The sequence below is a fragment of the Mucilaginibacter sp. P4_A11 genome (genome assembly GCF_056402535.1).
The window spans coordinates 442,780-458,786 of sequence record NZ_JBFUHE010000003.1 but is presented as its reverse complement, the minus strand read 5'-3'; the positions used below and the strand labels follow the sequence as shown (position 1 = coordinate 458,786).

The 16,007-nt window shown below is 42.1% G+C and carries 17 protein-coding genes; 7 read left to right on the top strand and 10 right to left on the bottom strand.

The window, feature by feature from the left end; genetic code table 11:
- Positions 1-25 precede the first annotated feature (25 nt).
- A complete protein-coding gene (locus AC1DUD_RS08900) occupies positions 26-913 on the top strand; it encodes a glycoside hydrolase family 16 protein (protein ID WP_477373707.1) in 888 nt (295 codons plus the stop codon).
- Positions 914-1,212: 299 nt separating this feature from the next.
- On the opposite strand, the gene AC1DUD_RS08895 is transcribed toward AC1DUD_RS08900, so the two are convergent.
- The 4 genes from AC1DUD_RS08895 to AC1DUD_RS08880 all read right to left on the bottom strand — a co-directional run bounded on the left by AC1DUD_RS08895 (position 1,213) and on the right by AC1DUD_RS08880 (position 4,098).
- Complete coding sequence (locus tag AC1DUD_RS08895; RefSeq protein ID WP_477373705.1) at positions 1,213-1,617, bottom strand: VOC family protein; 405 nt, start codon at positions 1,615-1,617, stop codon at positions 1,213-1,215.
- A 267-nt stretch (positions 1,618-1,884) separates the two neighbouring features.
- On the bottom strand, positions 1,885-2,391 hold the full coding sequence (locus AC1DUD_RS08890; protein WP_477373703.1) for a hypothetical protein: 507 nt from the start codon (positions 2,389-2,391) through the stop codon (positions 1,885-1,887).
- Between the two features lie 210 nt (positions 2,392-2,601).
- Entirely contained in the window at positions 2,602-3,267 is a 666-nt protein-coding gene (locus AC1DUD_RS08885; protein WP_477373701.1) for a response regulator, read from the bottom strand.
- A 369-nt stretch (positions 3,268-3,636) separates the two neighbouring features.
- Complete coding sequence (locus tag AC1DUD_RS08880) at positions 3,637-4,098, bottom strand: nuclear transport factor 2 family protein (RefSeq protein WP_477373699.1); 462 nt, start codon at positions 4,096-4,098, stop codon at positions 3,637-3,639.
- An 89-nt stretch (positions 4,099-4,187) separates the two neighbouring features.
- On the opposite strand from AC1DUD_RS08880, the gene AC1DUD_RS08875 reads away from it, so the two are divergent.
- Positions 4,188-4,616, top strand: a complete 429-nt coding sequence (locus tag AC1DUD_RS08875; RefSeq protein WP_477373697.1) for a DUF1801 domain-containing protein — start codon at positions 4,188-4,190, stop codon at positions 4,614-4,616.
- Between the two features lie 12 nt (positions 4,617-4,628).
- Positions 4,629-5,324: an ankyrin repeat domain-containing protein gene (locus AC1DUD_RS08870; protein WP_477373695.1), complete on the top strand. Its 696-nt coding sequence runs from the start codon at positions 4,629-4,631 to the stop codon at positions 5,322-5,324.
- A gap of 145 nt (positions 5,325-5,469) precedes the next feature.
- On the opposite strand, the gene AC1DUD_RS08865 is transcribed toward AC1DUD_RS08870, so the two are convergent.
- Positions 5,470-6,438, bottom strand: a complete 969-nt coding sequence (locus AC1DUD_RS08865; RefSeq protein ID WP_477373693.1) for a helix-turn-helix domain-containing protein — start codon at positions 6,436-6,438, stop codon at positions 5,470-5,472.
- A 97-nt stretch (positions 6,439-6,535) separates the two neighbouring features.
- Here AC1DUD_RS08865 and AC1DUD_RS08860 point away from each other — a divergent pair, with 97 nt between their 5' ends.
- The 4 genes from AC1DUD_RS08860 (at position 6,536) to argS (ending at position 11,924) form a co-directional block, all read left to right on the top strand.
- A complete protein-coding gene (locus AC1DUD_RS08860) occupies positions 6,536-8,623 on the top strand; it encodes a TonB-dependent receptor plug domain-containing protein (protein WP_477373691.1) in 2,088 nt (695 codons plus the stop codon).
- A gap of 28 nt (positions 8,624-8,651) precedes the next feature.
- The gene (locus AC1DUD_RS08855; protein ID WP_477373689.1) at positions 8,652-9,266 is read left to right on the top strand and encodes an HmuY family protein; all 615 of its coding nucleotides are present in this window, start codon (positions 8,652-8,654) and stop codon (positions 9,264-9,266) included.
- A 74-nt stretch (positions 9,267-9,340) separates the two neighbouring features.
- Positions 9,341-9,832 (top strand): cupin domain-containing protein, encoded by a 492-nt coding sequence (locus tag AC1DUD_RS08850; RefSeq protein ID WP_477373687.1) that lies wholly within the window; start codon positions 9,341-9,343, stop codon positions 9,830-9,832.
- A gap of 163 nt (positions 9,833-9,995) precedes the next feature.
- Entirely contained in the window at positions 9,996-11,924 is a 1,929-nt protein-coding gene (gene argS, locus AC1DUD_RS08845) for an arginine--tRNA ligase (protein ID WP_477373685.1), read from the top strand.
- A gap of 93 nt (positions 11,925-12,017) precedes the next feature.
- Here argS and AC1DUD_RS08840 read toward each other — a convergent pair whose 3' ends face one another.
- From AC1DUD_RS08840 to AC1DUD_RS08820, 5 genes are all read right to left on the bottom strand, one after another.
- Positions 12,018-12,917 carry a 3-hydroxybutyryl-CoA dehydrogenase gene (locus tag AC1DUD_RS08840; RefSeq protein WP_477373683.1) on the bottom strand — a complete coding sequence of 300 codons (900 nt, stop codon included), beginning with the start codon at positions 12,915-12,917 and terminating at the stop codon, positions 12,018-12,020.
- A gap of 51 nt (positions 12,918-12,968) precedes the next feature.
- Positions 12,969-13,586 carry a dethiobiotin synthase gene (gene bioD / locus AC1DUD_RS08835; RefSeq protein ID WP_477373681.1) on the bottom strand — a complete coding sequence of 206 codons (618 nt, stop codon included), beginning with the start codon at positions 13,584-13,586 and terminating at the stop codon, positions 12,969-12,971.
- Positions 13,579-14,712: an aminotransferase class I/II-fold pyridoxal phosphate-dependent enzyme gene (locus AC1DUD_RS08830; RefSeq protein WP_477373679.1), complete on the bottom strand. Its 1,134-nt coding sequence runs from the start codon at positions 14,710-14,712 to the stop codon at positions 13,579-13,581. Before AC1DUD_RS08830 ends, bioD begins: the two co-directional genes overlap by 8 nt.
- A gap of 66 nt (positions 14,713-14,778) precedes the next feature.
- Positions 14,779-15,138, bottom strand: coding sequence for a hypothetical protein (locus AC1DUD_RS08825; RefSeq protein ID WP_477373677.1), 360 nt, complete (start codon positions 15,136-15,138; stop codon positions 14,779-14,781).
- A gap of 74 nt (positions 15,139-15,212) precedes the next feature.
- The gene (locus AC1DUD_RS08820; protein WP_121227331.1) at positions 15,213-15,989 is read right to left on the bottom strand and encodes a helix-turn-helix domain-containing protein; all 777 of its coding nucleotides are present in this window, start codon (positions 15,987-15,989) and stop codon (positions 15,213-15,215) included.
- Positions 15,990-16,007 lie beyond the last annotated feature (18 nt).

Genomic DNA, 16,007 nt, shown 5'->3' with positions numbered 1-16,007 from the left:
CCACTCATTGAACCAAATAATAATTATGAATTTTAAAAAATACAGATACAAGCTGCCTGTTGGCCTGTTATTCGGAGTCGCATTACTATCAGCCTGCTCATCTACAAAAAACACAGTAACTACCGGCTCAACAGGTAAAGTTGTTTTTTACGACGATTTTAATCGGGACAAGATCGACCGCTCCAAATGGAATTTCGAGATAACCGGGATGCATTTTAACGACGAGCTGCAGGCTTATGTTGATACCCCGTCTACCGCCTTCATTGCACATGGTGCAGATGCCGAGGGGGCAGATGGAGGCGTACTGGTGATCAGACCGCAATCTGCTCCGGGTTTTGTTACGAAGGATGGTCAGCATTTTGATTTTATATCGAGCAGGATGACTACGCAGAACAAATTCCAGTTCACATACGGCACTGCCGAAGCACGTATTAAACTGACGGATGGTGCCGGCCTGTGGCCTGCCTGGTGGCTGCTGGGTACGGGGAATTGGCCTTTAACCGGCGAAACCGATATTATGGAATATATTGGTGAAAAAGACTGGGTGAGCGCTGCCGTACATGGCCCCGGTTATAGCGGTGAAACCCCTTTTGTAAACCGTCAGTACTTTGATGCTGATAAGGATGTAGCCCACTGGCATACTTATGCTGTAGACTGGACGCCTGATGAACTTGATTTTAAATATGATGGCAAGCTTATGTTCCGGGTAACCAAAACAATGGCCCAACATTACGGCAAATGGGCTTTTGATAACCAACAGTATCTCATCCTCAATTTTGCATTAGGCGGCGGATACCCGGTAAAAATAAACGGGGTTAAACAGCCTTACGGTTTGCCGCAATCCTCAGTTGAACTTGTTAAAAATGGCCAGGCTAAAATGCTGGTTGACTGGGTGAGGGTTACTCAAAGATAATTATGTGCAGCCGTTGCCTTAAGCAATAAATTGACAAAGGGTTTAAACAAATCCTCTCTTGAGAGGGGGGCGGAGGAATAGGGGTAGCAGGGGTGTGTTTATGCGATTAGCTTATAAAAGCAGAAACATACTCCTGCACTCCTCTCAAGGGCAGGGCTGTTGCATTCTAATATACAGAATGCAAGTTCAAGCGTCTTTCGCTTGAATTATTACTCAAGTAAGCGTCCGCGCTTACCTTTTAGTGTTGTTAGGTGAATGTGGACGCATTAACAGGTTTGCTGCAAAATATAAACTATGATTTACCCTGCCTCGTTTTCCTGCCCCGAATCATCTGTGGCTTCCCAAAGTTCAATGACGTTCCCTTCAGGATCAAGTATATGGACAAATTTGCCGTAGTCATACTCCGCAATCTCATCAACAATGGTCACGTTGCTCTTTTTTAGTTCCTCAACCAGTGCAACGATATCTTCTACCAGGTAATTGATCATAAATGGCTTAGTCGAAGGATCGAAATATTTGGTATCCTGCGGAAACGTACACCATGCTGTTGTTCCTTTTTTCGACGGATCATCGGCCTGCCGCCAATCAAATGTTACCCCGTATTCACTGGTGGGCAACCCAAGGTTTTTAGCGTACCATTCGTTCATCTCCTGCGGATTATCGCATTTAAAAAATACGCCGCCAAGCCCCGTTACTTTTTTCATGTTAAATGTATTATACGATTAAGAATTGATACAAAATGGAAGTAAAAGATGTGCGCTACAATGACAATTCAATATTTCTTTCTGCACAACCTTCAGGGCAATTTCCAGCTATTTGGGGACATTACCAAATCTGCAATTCATTAAATATTGAAAATTAATAACCGGTAAAAAGGTACAGAACTACTATAGAAACAAAAAAATGCCTGCCTGTAAAAAACAGGCAGGCCCCAGACAGTTAATATATTAATAAGTATCGGCAGGTACAATTTACATTGCAGGGGTAAGACCCTTACGCTGGCTCTTCAGTTTAATTGCCTGGTATATCATACCTGCTACAAATAATACCAACATGATCAAAAGCCCCATTTTTACTACGGGCGAATCAGGGCCGTCGGCTGCAGGTTGTTCAACAGGGAGCCTTGTGAGTGTTTCAACTACGGCAGGTACTAATGAAAAGAATAATGTGGCTGTCATACCTATGGTTTGTACGTAATCTGCCTTACTGCCAAAAATGCGTAGGGAAGGGGCATAATAAACAATAGGCAGCAATATTAAAATGAGGAACGAAAGGTTGTGGGCGCTGCTCAGGTGACCGGTTTTCATAACCAGAAATGATGATAAACAGGCCAGCACGGTAAAGAAGCCGTAAAGCCTGCCATTTGTTGTTTTAGGATTGATTTTTCCATCCTGAAATAAGGCGATAAAACCAAAGGCAACCCCTACAAGGCTTATTGCCGTATGAATAACTCCGAATGTTGATAAAGGATTTGGCATAGATTAGTGATTTAAGGTTAATGATATTCTTATTGTGATTTAATTTACGAATATCCAGATTCAATACTAATGCCTTTTTTCTATATTATTGACAATGAGTTTGTTGTATTTTTGTGTGGCTTTGAAATGACGAAATATCGTAACGATTTGTCATTTGTAACGGAATGCAGTAATTGTCAGTTAGTTAATAAAGATATAACTTCATTGCTCTCAAACGCTTATGATCTGATTTTTGATAGCGAAAAGTACCATGCCTGTTCGTGATTTAAGCCCAAACTTCTGAAATAATGATTCGCGGTAGTTATCGATAGTATGAGGGCTTAAGTTCATTTCGTCGGCAATTTGCCTGTAGGTAAGTTCTGAGCAACTTAGCTTTAGAAAAGTAAGCTCGTTGGAGGTAAGTTCTTTAGATTTATCGACGGGCGTATTTTTGTTTTGCATGGTGTACAGCAATTTGCCGCTTACCAGTTCATTAAGGTAATAACCATGTTTTTGGATAGTTTGCATCGCGTACACTACATCCCGAATCTTCGATTCCTTAAGCATGTAACCAACAGCCCCACTCTTGAGCATGTTGATGATCGGTTTATCCTCGTCAGACATGCTTAGCGCCAGTACTTTTACAGTTGGATGGTTTTCCCGTAGCCAGGCCGTGGCCTGGTAACCATCCATCACAGGCATGGTAATGTCCATCAGGATAATATCGGGCAAAGGGAATTTTTTAAGCTTGCTGATCATATCCTCGCCGTTTTCAGCGTCGAAAACTATACTGATCTCGTTAAAATCATCAAGCAAACTGATCATCCCTTGCCTAAACAATGTATGGTTATCAATAATAGCAATTTGAATAAGTGGGGTTGATGTTAAAGTCTGCATTAATTATAGGTTATATCTGTTAACTGGTGTTAACTGTAATGCAAAGTAGGAAAAATAATAAACTTCTATTTCATTTTATTACCTGTTTTGAAGCTAAAAAAGGGTGAAAACACCCTTTATAGTTTTTAGCACTTAAACGAAATTTGAGATATTAAAGAAATACCCCCGGTTTTAAAATTTGTACCCCTGATAAAATAAAAATGTTGAAGTATTCAATAGCCATGATAAGGCTTAAGAATGTAGAAAATTAGCTCAAAAAATATAAACCTAAACTAAGGAGAAGCCCCTAAACCTTTTTACTTAATTATTTTAACATTGATGTTTAACCCATTGTAAAAGCCGGCAGCTCTTATAATGGGTTATTTATTTTTATAGCCGCCTGTCACCTTCTTTAATGGGCAGATCATTGATACTGGCATAGCGTTTTTGCATTAGGCCGTTTTCGTCAAACTCCCAGTTCTCGTTACCATAAGCGCGGAACCATTGGCCTTCGGAGTTATGGTATTCGTACTCGAAACGTACAGCGATGCGGTTATCTGTAAAAGCCCACAATTCTTTTTTTAACTTATAGTCGAGTTCTTTTTGCCATTTACGGGTTAAAAACTCAACTACCTGTTGGCGCCCGTTCACAAATTCCGAGCGGTTGCGCCATTCGGTATCAATAGTATAGGCTAATGAAACCCTTGTCGGGTCCTGGCTGTTCCAGGCATCTTCGGCTAATTGAACTTTTTGAGTGGCTGTTTCAAAATTAAATGGAGGTAGTGGCAGCTTTTGTTCCATGATGGTAATAATCTGATTTGATGCACCAAAGTTAAGATCATGCAGGCTCATTTTGTGGTACTATTTAAGGTTCCTTTGGTATTAAGTATCTTTTTTTTAATTTTATTTAAGCCTTACAATTAGTTTATTTCCTTTTTGTGATGAAAGCCAAAAACTTTAAACCAATCGCCCTTGCCGATTCTGCCGGTGTAGACGCCTATATGGAAAAGCTGGATCACCCTTTGAAGAACGAATTGGAGGCATTAAGGAAGATCATCCTCAGCGTTGATAGTGAAATAGGCGAGCAGATCAAATGGAACGCGCCAAGCTTCTTATATATCGGTGAGATGCGGTCTTTTGATCCTAAAGAGTACAAAAGGTATCTTGTCGTTTCAAACGTATACCAAAAAGATTGTATCCGGCTGGTATTCCCCTCGGGAGCAAAGATCAATGATACTTCCGGGTTGCTTTCCGGCGAGTATGCAGATTGCCGGAGGTTAGCGTTTTTTTACAATATGGACGAAGTTGAGGCAAAAGAGGAAGCTTTGCGGAACGCGGTGAAAACCTGGTTGGGCTTGCTGAATAAATAATAGGAGAAAGTTATGATCAAATTTATTCAGCACGTAAAAGATCTCAACGTTGAAGCCGTTAAAGCTATGATCGAAAAGGATCACAAATGGCTTGCCTGGGCCGAGGACAGCGGTAAAAGCGCCCTTCATTACCTGTGCGGTGTTGAAATCGCTAAACGCCCTGCAAAAGCCGGAGATAGTTTGACCCTGCTTAAATTGTTACTGGCAAAGGGGATGGATATTAATTCCGTTCACCGGATAAAAGAAGAATGTGGCTTTTTCCCGGCCACACCGCTTTGGTATGCTTATACCAGGGGAAGAAATGAATTACTATATAAATACCTGTTGGCCAACGGAGCCGATCCCGAGCACTGCATGTATGCCATAACCTGGTATAACGATGTTGAAGCCGCCAATCTGTTTAAAAGTTACGGGGCACAAATAGATAATGGTATAGACAATGACACCCCGTTCATGGCTGCCTACAACTGGAAACGCTTTGAAATTTCGGAGTGGTTTTTAAACAATGACGCAGACGTAAACTTTGCCGATAAGGATGGCAATACCGCACTCTTTTATGCCGTGAAACGGAAGTATAAGCTGGATCAGATTAGGTTACTGCTGAGGTTTGGTGCTGACTTCAATAAGGAGAATAATCAGGGAATATCGGCCAAGAAACTGGCAGAGCAGAATAACCAGACAGGGATTTTGAAGTTGTTTAATGAATGATTACAGAATATCTTTTGTGGAGACGCATCACATGCATCTCCTTAAGGACAAGCCGCTTTGCACAACATTTGGAGAATTTAGCCATTACGTGGGAGACGCATGTGATGCGTCTCTACAGCCAAAAAAATGGAACTATAACTCGATATTACATCCACGCCAGGCATCCCATCATAATAAACATCAGTTTGCTAACCTTACTTGGCAGCATATCAAAGTGTTTTTTAAACGCAGCTGTAAAGTGATGCGCGTTTTTATAACCCACGGTTTCGGCAACTTCGCTAACGGTACGCCCGTCTTTAAGCAGCTTGTAGGCCATGTTCATCCTGAGTTCGGCGAGGTATCCAAAAACGGTATTACCAAATAAGGCTTTAAATCCTTTCTTTAGTTTGAAATCATTGAGCCCGGTTTTGCGCGATAACTCGATCAAAGAGCAGGGATGTTTTAGATTTTGTTCTACAATATTTTTAGCTTCAAGTAAACGCGCTTTGTCTGCTTCGCTAAAAATGGGGTGTCGTGGCTCTTCGTCAGGCTGATATTGCTTAATTAACAACTCAACTATACCAGCTTCAAACAACAGGCGTTTTATGTAAGGTGTTTGACTATTATCTAAAATGTTTTTACTGATGGATTCAGCCTTTACGATCAGGTTTTTTTTTATCAGATGATCATGATATTTTTTTATATCTGCAGGCAAGGTTCCTTGGGCGGATAGCTTCTCTATAAATAATTCATCAATACATATCGCCAGCATGGTGCTGTTGGCATGGATAAATATATTGACGTTCAGATTGGCTCTGCAAGCAGAAGAGCAGTTGCCTTTATTCATTCTTATTAATGTTCTTCCGGTATCTGCCTCCAACTTACCATCCAATGAAAAAAGTAGGATTCTGCACGGTTTAGAGTAATCCAAACTAATGCTGAATGACTGCGCAGAGTGAAGAACGCTGTATATAGCGCAAATACCATCAAACCAGTATTCATCCACTTTAATTCTGCCATCTGTAAGCGATATCTCTTGACTCCTTTTTTCGAGACATGACGTAGCGGTAAAACTCTCCGGATAAATCAGTTGAAGACGGTTTGTTTGTGAAGCAGGGGTAAGGGTAACGAGCATAAAATCCGTTTAGCGTTGTTTTCAATCCGTTTGGCGTTAACCATACTTGACATTGATGTCACAAATTTGCATCATTATTTTTAATTAGTCTAAATAAATGAAAATTATTCTTCCTTTGGTACTTGTCTTGTCGGTTTCAACTGCTGCTTTTGCACAACGCGACACAACAAGGAAGGATAGCACCAAGCAATTAAAAGAGGTAGTAGTAACAGGGACCCGAACTGCAAAAAGTTTACAACAGGTACCTATCCCGATAACCCGCATCACATCCGAAGAAATAAAAAAACGCGGATTGGTACGCCTGAACGAGGTTTTGTCGGAACAAACCGGCATCAATATCCTGGATGATCCGCACGGACAAGGCATCCAGATCCAGGGTTTTGATCCTGCTTATACCCTGATCCTGATAGATGGTTTACCGCTGATCGGGCGTAGTACCGGCATATTGGAATTGTCGCGCATCACTACCAATAATATCGACAGAATTGAAATAGTTAAAGGCCCTACATCTTCCCTTTACGGCTCGGAGGCAATGGCCGGCGTAGTGAACATCATTACTGCCGAGCCAGCCAAAGGCTTTTCAGGTGGTGTGGCCGGGCGATATGGCACCAATAAAAATGCCGACATCTCCCTGAACTCATCATACAAAACAGATAAATTCTATATCAGCGGTTTCGCCAACCGTAATAGCAGCGGTGGGTATAGCCTGCAACCTGCATCAGGCATCCCAACGGTTTCGCCTTTTCATGGCTATACGCTTAATGGTAAAACAGCTTACCGTTTTGATGATAACACCAGTCTGAAGTTATCAATTAGATATTTTACCAATGATCAGGATAGCCGTTTTTCGGTTGATGACAACCGTTTTGCATCAGGTAAAGGAACAGAAAAGGATTTTAATATAGCTCCGGTACTTACTCATCGCTTCAGCAAAAAAGATGTTTCGGTGTTACAGCTTTACCGCTCGGTTTATAAAACCAATTCGGATATCAGGTACGAGGATAATAACGAAGTTTACGATCAAACTTACTTTACCCAAAGCTTTAACCGCGCCGAAGTCCAGAACGATTATGCCCTTCAGGACAACCTGAAATTAACGGCGGGTGTTGGTGGCCAGTACGAAACGGTTGAGGCTACCCGCTATACCAAACAACAATCGTTCACGTCCGGCTATGGCTATTTCCAGGCGGATTGGATCCCGGTTAAAAAGCTTGACATTATTGCCGGTGGCAGGTTTGACGCACATAGCGTTTACAAATCACAGTTCAGCCCTAAGCTGGCAGCAAGTTATGCCCTTAGTGATAAGCTTACCATATTAGGTTCGGCAGGCAAAGGCTACAAGGCCCCCGATTTCAGGCAGCTTTACCTCAACTTTACCAATGCCGAAGTAGGTTACAGCGTATTTGGGTATGAAGAAGCACAAGCCGGGATAGCCCGTTTACAGCAGGAGGGGCAGATTGAAACAGTATTGATTGATCCCTCCACACTTAAAAGGTTAAATGCTGAGAGTTCCAGCGCCTTCAACTTTGGTTTCAGGTATAAGCCGGTAACCAAACTTTACTGGACTGCTAACCTGTTCCGCAACAATATCAGTAATCTGATCGAAGCCGCTGCCATCGCCCTGAAAACAAACGGGCAATCGGTTTTCTCTTATTTCAACCTCAATAAAGTTTATACGCAGGGTGTGGAAACAGATGTTACCTACCAGCTTTTTAAACCCTTACAGGTAGGTGGCGGGTTCCAATACCTTGAAGCATATGACCAGGATGTGCTTGACCAGATCAAGGCCGGTAAAGTTTTTACCAAAGACCCTGAAACCAACTTAACCAAGCTATTAAAACGAAGTGATTACGGCGGTTTGCTTGGCAGGTCAAAATATACCTACAACATCAGGCTGAATTACAACGACGAAAAAACTGGTATCAACACATCGGTAAGGGCTATTTATCGCGGAAGGTACGGCTATAAAGACAGCGATGGCAATGGTATTGTTAACCGGGACGACGAGTATACCAACGGCTATATGCTGATCAACGCATCAGTTTCAAAGCTGTTTATGAAAGATGCCCTCAGGTTGCAAATTACTGCGCAAAATCTATTTAACCATAAAGACCCGCAGGTGATCCTGAACCTGCCCGGCAGACTTATTTACGCCGGGTTAGCTTACAATTTTAACAAGCAATAATTATTAAACTATCATACATACAACACACATGAACAAATTCAAAACTTTATCATTGGCATTCGGCGCGGCGGCTATATTACTGGCATCATCATGCAGTAAAAATAACGATGATCCAACTCCTGCTGTAAGCAAGCTTACCACTAAAACTATTACTGATCTTGACGGGGCTTCAAAGGCCACAGTTTACTTTAGTCTTGCTACCGGCGCCGCGGTTACAGGTGCAGATACTGCGTCTGCAACCAAATGGGACATTAAATTTAAATCAACCAGCATTTTTATAAATGGTGGCACATCAGGCACCGGGACAGCCCAGGCCCAGGTAGTGAGCGGCACGTTCGAAACGTTAACCACAGCACCAACAGATGGTTATAAAAGCGACGCGACGGGCGCTCCTGCCATTTCGGGCTGGTACACTTATACCGCTACTACCGAGCCGCAGCACGCTATACTTACCGTACCTGGTAAAATATTCGTAATCAAAACTGCTGATGGAAAATACGCTAAGGTAGAAATGATCAGCTATTACAAAGGCAATCCAAATACCACAACTGCCACGTTTGCTGATCTTACCACAAGGCCTGCATCACGTTATTATACTTTCCGTTATGCTTATCAGGGCGACGGAACAACAAGCTTCAAATAGACAGGTTTTCTTTGGTTGGTTAATTATGTCGGAAGTCTCCTGAAAGGGAGACTTTTTTGTTTTATACTTGTTTTATGGAAATTCAAAATGCAGCTCATTACATACAATTGTTAAACCTGTTGCCCCATCCAGAAGGTGGTTATTACAAAGAGACTTTTCGTTCTGAACAGCAGGTTAACCGAGTTGGCGAGGCAAACGTTAAACAGGCTTGCACTTCCATCTACTATTTATTGGAGAATGCAGATTTCTCCGGTTTTCATCGTATTGCATCAGATGAGATCTGGTATTTTCATAAGGGGCAGCCTTTGATCATTCACGTGATCCAAAAAGATGGAGGTTTAATAAGCCATGAATTATCTGATGAAAGTACAGGTAGCTTTTCGGTTATTGTACAAGCCGGGTTATGGTTTGCCGCCGAATTGAAAACAGGTGAGGGTTTTGCGTTGGTAAGTTGTGCCGTTGCACCGGGTTTTGATTTTAGCGAATTTGAAATGGCTAAGCGTGACGAATTGGTGTTGCAATATCCTCAGCATGAGGCTTTGTTAACGCGGATGTGCCGGGAATAAGTTGTTTATTGGGATATACGAGGCACCTACGGAGCCCACAATCAGGTTCGTATTCAACTATAAACACGATACAAAATTCGGCTCCGTAGGTGCCACGTAGATCTAAGCAGAGACATCACCATTTTAATATTTTCAATCCGCCCATTTTATTTAATTTTGCCGAATGGATTTTATTATTGAAGCAGCCGTAAAAGCAGTTAAGCAATTATACCAAACTGACATTGAACCGGCTGCCGTTAGCATACAGGAAACCCGTAAGGAGTTTGAAGGACAAGTAACCATAGTAACCTTCCCGTTTACCAAGTTTTCGCGTAAGGGCCCTGAACAAACAGGTGCCGAAATAGGGGAGTTCCTTAAGAACGAGTTGAAGGAAGTTGCTTCCTTTAACGTGATCAAAGGTTTCCTTAATCTTTCTATCAGCGATGAATACTGGATCAGCCAGTTATATAATAATATTACTGCCGATGATTTCGCGGTAGCAAAGCCTAACGGGCAAAAGGTAATGGTGGAATATTCATCTCCCAATACCAATAAACCGCTGCACCTTGGCCATATCCGCAACAACTTGTTAGGTTATTCGGTTGCCGAGATCCTGGCTGCCGATGGCTATGAGGTAATCAAAACCAATTTGGTTAATGATCGTGGCATCCACATCTGTAAATCCATGCTGGCCTGGCAAAAGTTTGGCAATGGCGAAACTCCTGAATCCTCAGGCATGAAAGGCGATCACCTGGTAGGTAAATACTATGTATTGTTTGATAAGGAATTGAGGGAGCAGCTTAAGCCCGTGTTGCATGAGGTTTATGAAAAGCATGATCTCTCGGCCTTTAAAGAGAATCAAAAGTTAAAAATCGAAGAATCGTTAGCTACCATTGTTAAGGTAAAGGAAAAGCGCGCTCAAACCGATGATGCAAATCAAAAGCTTATTGCTGAACTTAATGAGAAAATAGCCGGCGAAGAAGATAAGATCAAAGAGATAGCTAAAAACGCTACACCTATCATGCTCGAAACCCAGCAGATGCTGCAACAATGGGAAGCTGGCGATGAGGAAGTAATGAACCTGTGGAGAACTATGAACGGTTGGGTTTATGCAGGCTTTGCCGAGACCTACAAGCAACTTGGTGTTGATTTTGATAAATACTATTACGAATCGAACACTTACCTGTTAGGTAAAGATATTATTGAAGAAGGCCTTGCAAAAGGCGTCTTCTTTAAAAAAGCCGATAACTCGGTTTGGATAGACCTTACTTCTGACGGGCTTGATGAAAAGCTGGTACTTCGTGGCGATGGTACTTCAGTTTACATTACCCAGGATATGGGTACCGCACAGCTGAAATACAACGATTACCACATGGATAAATCTATCTACGTGGTAGGTAACGAGCAGGACTATCACTTTAAAGTGCTGTTCCTGATACTGCAAAAATTAGGTAAAACAGGTTCAAACGGATTATTTCACTTGTCGTACGGAATGGTTGACCTTCCTTCGGGCAAAATGAAATCACGTGAGGGAACTGTGGTTGATGCGGATGATTTGATGGCTGAGATGGAAACTACAGCTAAAGAACAAACTGAAGCCATGGGTAAAGTAGATGGCTTTAGCGAAGAATATAAGACTGAGCTTTACCATACCATAGGTATGGGCGCGCTTAAATATTTCCTGTTAAAAGTTGATCCGAAGAAGCGTTTATTGTTTGATCCCAATGAATCAGTTGATTTTCAGGGACATACCGGACCGTTTATTCAATATACGCATGCCCGTATTAAATCGGTATTAAGCAGGGCTGATTACTCAGCAGAAATTAAACCGGTTGTAGCAGAATTAGCAGGTGTTGAGCGCGATTTGATCGTGTTACTTGACAAATACCCGGATGCTGTTAAAGAAGCTGCCAAAGGTTACAGCCCGGCTATTATTGCCAACTACGTATATGAGCTTGCTAAAACTTACAATAAGTTTTACCACGAAAAATCAATATTACAGGCTGAAGATGAGGAATCAAAACAATTCAGGCTGCATTTATCTGCCTCGTCGGCTAAAGTGATCAGTAAAGGGATGAAACTTTTAGGAATTGAAGTGCCGGAGAGGATGTAAAGCCCCTACCCCCTAAAGGGGGAACGATGATTGTTAATACAAAAGCCCCAGGTAAAGTTATTTACCTGGGACTTTTCTTTTTAAACTCTCCTTTTAGGAGGCCGTGGGGCTGAATTTATCAGCAACTACCAGATCCTTGCTGCCTGCGGCATACTTGTAAAAACCGCTGCCGGTTTTTGCTCCTAAATGACCGGCGGTAACCATATTTACTAATAACGGACAAGGCGCATATTTGGGATTGCCGAAGCCGTCATGCAAAACTTTCAAAATAGCAAGGCAAACATCAAGCCCAATAAAATCGGCTAATTGCAGTGGCCCCATCGGGTGGGCCATGCCAAGCTTCATCACCGTATCAATTTCCTGAACGCCTGCTACACCTTCATATAAGGTATAAATAGCCTCGTTTATCATCGGCATTAAAATGCGGTTGGCTACAAAGCCAGGATAGTCGTTTACCTCAACAGGATCTTTGCCCAGGGTACGCGAAAGTTCCATGATAGTTTCGGTTACGGCATCAGTAGTGGCATAACCCCTAATCACTTCCACAAGCTTCATCACCGGTACCGGGTTCATAAAGTGCATGCCTATTACATTGCCCGGTTTCTTGGTGGCCGAAGCAATTTTGGTGATTGATATGGATGAGGTATTGGAGGCCAGTATTACATCTTCACTACAAATTTCGCTGAGTTGCTTAAACAGTTTAAGCTTAATTTCCTGGTTTTCGGTGGCGGCTTCAATTACAAGGTCGGCATGTTGAGCACCTTCGGCCAGGTCAGTAAAAATGTGGATGCGGCTCAGGGTTTCGGTTTTTACTTCCTCATTTATAGTGCCTTTTTTTACCTGCCTGTCCAGGTTATTGCTGATAGTTTGCAGGGCTTTGCTCAAAGCATCATCGCTGATATCAACCAATGATACCTCGAAGCCATGCTGGGCAAAAGTGTGGGCAATGCCGTTGCCCATAGTGCCAGAGCCAATTACAGTAATGTTTTTCATAGCATTTATTTACGAAACCGGCAAAATATCGGTTTATGAAAGCTGCCGGTGTTACAAGGTAATAAACTTACCGGCCTCTTTAACAGTTTTTTTGTTGATAGTTTTAAACTCCGGGATCTGCCCAAGATCGGGTACTTCTGAATATTCGAGGATATAGCTTTTTGAATAGATATCCTTATCGCCGTTAAAAATAATCCCCATAACCGGGATGCCATATTTTTTTAATGCATGTAACGACAGCAGCGTGTGATTAATACTGCCTAAGTAATGCTTGGTTACCAATATCACCCGTGCATTCAGCTGCTTAATGAGATCGATGATGAGGAAATTGTCGTTAAGCGGCACCATGAGTCCACCAGCCCCTTCTATCACCAATTGGTTATCTGTTTTCGGCAGAACGATGTTTTCCAGATCGATGCTTATTTTATCAAGAGCGGCCGATTTATGGGGTGAGAAAGGTTGCGTAAGCGCATAAGCCTCCGGAAAAAAGTGGGTGACTTTATTGGAGATGAGGCTTTTTACTTTCAGAGTATCGCTTTTATCAAGGTCGCCAGATTGTACTGGTTTCCAGTAATCAGCGTTTAGTTTTTCGGTTAAAATAGCCGAAACCAGTGTTTTACCAATCCCGGTATCAATGCCGGAAATAAATATCGGTTGCTTATCAGGCATGTAATAGTATGAATTTGTTAACAGTTGCAGCCAGCAAAGTTAAATCATTTTCGGTATTAAAACTATGCAGGCAAATCCTGATCCGTTCGGTGCCCTGTGCAACTGTTGGGCTTAGGATAGGCCTTACATCCAGGTTATTCATTTGCAATTGCTTAGCCGCTTCCCGCGCCATTTCATTGCTCCCAAGTATGATGCACTGGATAGGGCTATCGCTGTTTAACAAAGTGAAGCTTTCGCCTGTATTTACTTCCTGTTTAAATAGTTCAATATTCTTTTTTAGGCTGATGATAGCTTCGCCGGAATTTCCTAATAGCTGATAAGCCATTTTGATAGCTGCCAGTTGATGGAAAGATGCCGCGGTTGTATAGATAAAAGAACGCGCGAAGTTGATCAGGTAATTCCGCAGGCTGTTACTCCCAAGCACTATCGCGCCATGACCGCCCAGCGCCTTGCCAAATGTTACCACGCGGGCAAAAACTCTTTGCTGTAAACCAAGTTCACAAACCAACCCTTTAGGATAAAGACCTACAGCATGTGCTTCATCAACAATTAAGGCGGCGTTATATTTTTCAGTTAGATTAAGGATTTCCAAAAAGGGAGGAGTATCGCCATCCATGGAATACACACTTTCAATAACTACATAACAATGGCCTTTGGCCAGTTTTAGTTTAGCGTCCAAACTTTCCAGATCGTTATGTTTGAAACTGTAGCGGTTAGCATAGCTCAATCTTGCGCCGTCGATGATAGAGGCATGCACCAGTTCATCTAAAATAATGGTATCGCCACGTTGGGCGAGGGACGAAAGCAAGCCCAGGTTGGCATCGTAACCCGAATTAAAGAGCAGACCAGCTTCGCTTTCATGATGTGCTGCTATTTGATTTTCCAGGTCTTCAGCATATTGTATGTTGCCCGATAGTAGCCTTGATCCGGCAGCGCCGTTTAAACTAAGCGGATGATGATCTACTTCGTGTACAATATTTTGTTTTAAAACAACCGAACGGGCAAAGCCAAGGTAATCATTCGAGCAAAAATCAAGCAAACCGTTTTCGGGCTTTAGTTGGCGGTATGTGCCTGATTGGTGACGCTCATGCAATTTGTTCTTTAAGAAATTTTCGGCTGCTTTCAATGTGCTTCGTTTTGTGCAAAAATAAAAAAAGCGACCATTGGTCGCTTTTTTCTATGTGATAATGTTTTACTGGCCACCGCCACCCTGGCGCATGCGGTCCATTCTTTCCTTCATTGCTTTGTCGTAAGCTGCAGCTTGGTCGGCTGTTAAAATAGCTTTGATCTTGGTGCTGGTTGCTTCCATCATTGGGCGCATTGCAGAGCGCATTGCATCCCTGTCGCCATTGGCAGCAGTACGTACGCTGTCCATTTTAGTTGCCTGTTCTTTGTAAACTGCAGTGATCTTGGTGGTTTGATCATCTGTCAATTTAAGCTGGGTTTGCAAATCCTTAGCTCTTTCTTCAGGGCTTTTCCTCATGCCGCCTTGTGCGTGGCTGGCTGCTGAAATTCCAATCAGGAAACAGCACATTAACAATAATTTTTTCATCGCTTTTTAATTTAATTTACGTTTTAACAGTAGGATAAAGATATATCGTAAAGGTTTAAAAAAGCTGATGTAACTTAATTGTTGCCTTGCTGTAAATTTGATATGGAGCGTTGCATTTGTGCCATCATGCTGGTAAGGCTTTCCATAGTAGGCTCAGGTGAAGGCTCTGGCAAATGTGTTGAAATGTAGCCTTTAGCTTTCCATAATTCCAGTACATCCTCGCCCGATATTTCATATGGTTCATAAACCGGGTTATCAGAAATAAGCTTTAGTTTTTTATTCTCTTTAAACTTATTACCGATGCGCTTATAAACCACGCCATCATTTTTGGATATTACTACGTAGGTTTCGCCGCTTTTTACATCGCCCCAGTTTTCTACATACTCACCTATTATAATAGTACCTGATTGTAATGGCAGCATCGAGTCGCCTTTAATCTCAAAGGCACGAAATGTACCCTGCTTAAACATAGGCAAATAAAACTTAGGCAGTTGCGCTACATATTCAGGATCAGCATAACCATTAAGGTAACCTGCGCTGGCCTTTACAGGTACCATTTCTATATTTTCGTTTTCATCTTTATCAACAGAAATACTCAGGATACGCAGGTTGGCGGGGTTACCTTTCGGTTTTGGCTGCCATTTTTCGTTGATGGTTTCGTTGATAAAGTCATCAATAGTAACGTCAAAATAGGTTGCTAACGATTTTAGTAATTCATACTTCGGATCGGCCCTGTCTTCTTCATATGCGCCTACTAATGAACGTTTTATACCTAATTCGTCCGCAAATTGCTGCTGCGTTAAACCCTTCTTTTTGCGGAGAAACTTAATATTTTGTGAAATTATTGACATAAAATTTGGATTTGCTAA

Bases quoted from the DNA above. Each gene is read 5' to 3' on its own strand.
- AC1DUD_RS08900 (WP_477373707.1), top strand. From the start codon at position 26: ATGAATTTTAAAAAATACAGATACAAGCTGCCTGTTGGCCTGTTATTC.
- AC1DUD_RS08895 (WP_477373705.1), bottom strand. From the start codon at position 1,617: ATGAAAAAAGTAACGGGGCTTGGCGGCGTATTTTTTAAATGCGATAAT.
- AC1DUD_RS08890 (WP_477373703.1), bottom strand. From the start codon at position 2,391: ATGCCAAATCCTTTATCAACATTCGGAGTTATTCATACGGCAATAAGC.
- AC1DUD_RS08885 (WP_477373701.1), bottom strand. From the start codon at position 3,267: ATGCAGACTTTAACATCAACCCCACTTATTCAAATTGCTATTATTGAT.
- AC1DUD_RS08880 (WP_477373699.1), bottom strand. From the start codon at position 4,098: ATGAGCCTGCATGATCTTAACTTTGGTGCATCAAATCAGATTATTACC.
- AC1DUD_RS08875 (WP_477373697.1), top strand. From the start codon at position 4,188: ATGAAAGCCAAAAACTTTAAACCAATCGCCCTTGCCGATTCTGCCGGT.
- AC1DUD_RS08870 (WP_477373695.1), top strand. From the start codon at position 4,629: ATGATCAAATTTATTCAGCACGTAAAAGATCTCAACGTTGAAGCCGTT.
- AC1DUD_RS08865 (WP_477373693.1), bottom strand. From the start codon at position 6,438: ATGCTCGTTACCCTTACCCCTGCTTCACAAACAAACCGTCTTCAACTG.
- AC1DUD_RS08860 (WP_477373691.1), top strand. From the start codon at position 6,536: ATGAAAATTATTCTTCCTTTGGTACTTGTCTTGTCGGTTTCAACTGCT.
- AC1DUD_RS08855 (WP_477373689.1), top strand. From the start codon at position 8,652: ATGAACAAATTCAAAACTTTATCATTGGCATTCGGCGCGGCGGCTATA.
- AC1DUD_RS08850 (WP_477373687.1), top strand. From the start codon at position 9,341: ATGGAAATTCAAAATGCAGCTCATTACATACAATTGTTAAACCTGTTG.
- argS (WP_477373685.1), top strand. From the start codon at position 9,996: ATGGATTTTATTATTGAAGCAGCCGTAAAAGCAGTTAAGCAATTATAC.
- AC1DUD_RS08840 (WP_477373683.1), bottom strand. From the start codon at position 12,917: ATGAAAAACATTACTGTAATTGGCTCTGGCACTATGGGCAACGGCATT.
- bioD (WP_477373681.1), bottom strand. From the start codon at position 13,586: ATGCCTGATAAGCAACCGATATTTATTTCCGGCATTGATACCGGGATT.
- AC1DUD_RS08825 (WP_477373677.1), bottom strand. From the start codon at position 15,138: ATGAAAAAATTATTGTTAATGTGCTGTTTCCTGATTGGAATTTCAGCA.
- AC1DUD_RS08820 (WP_121227331.1), bottom strand. From the start codon at position 15,989: ATGTCAATAATTTCACAAAATATTAAGTTTCTCCGCAAAAAGAAGGGT.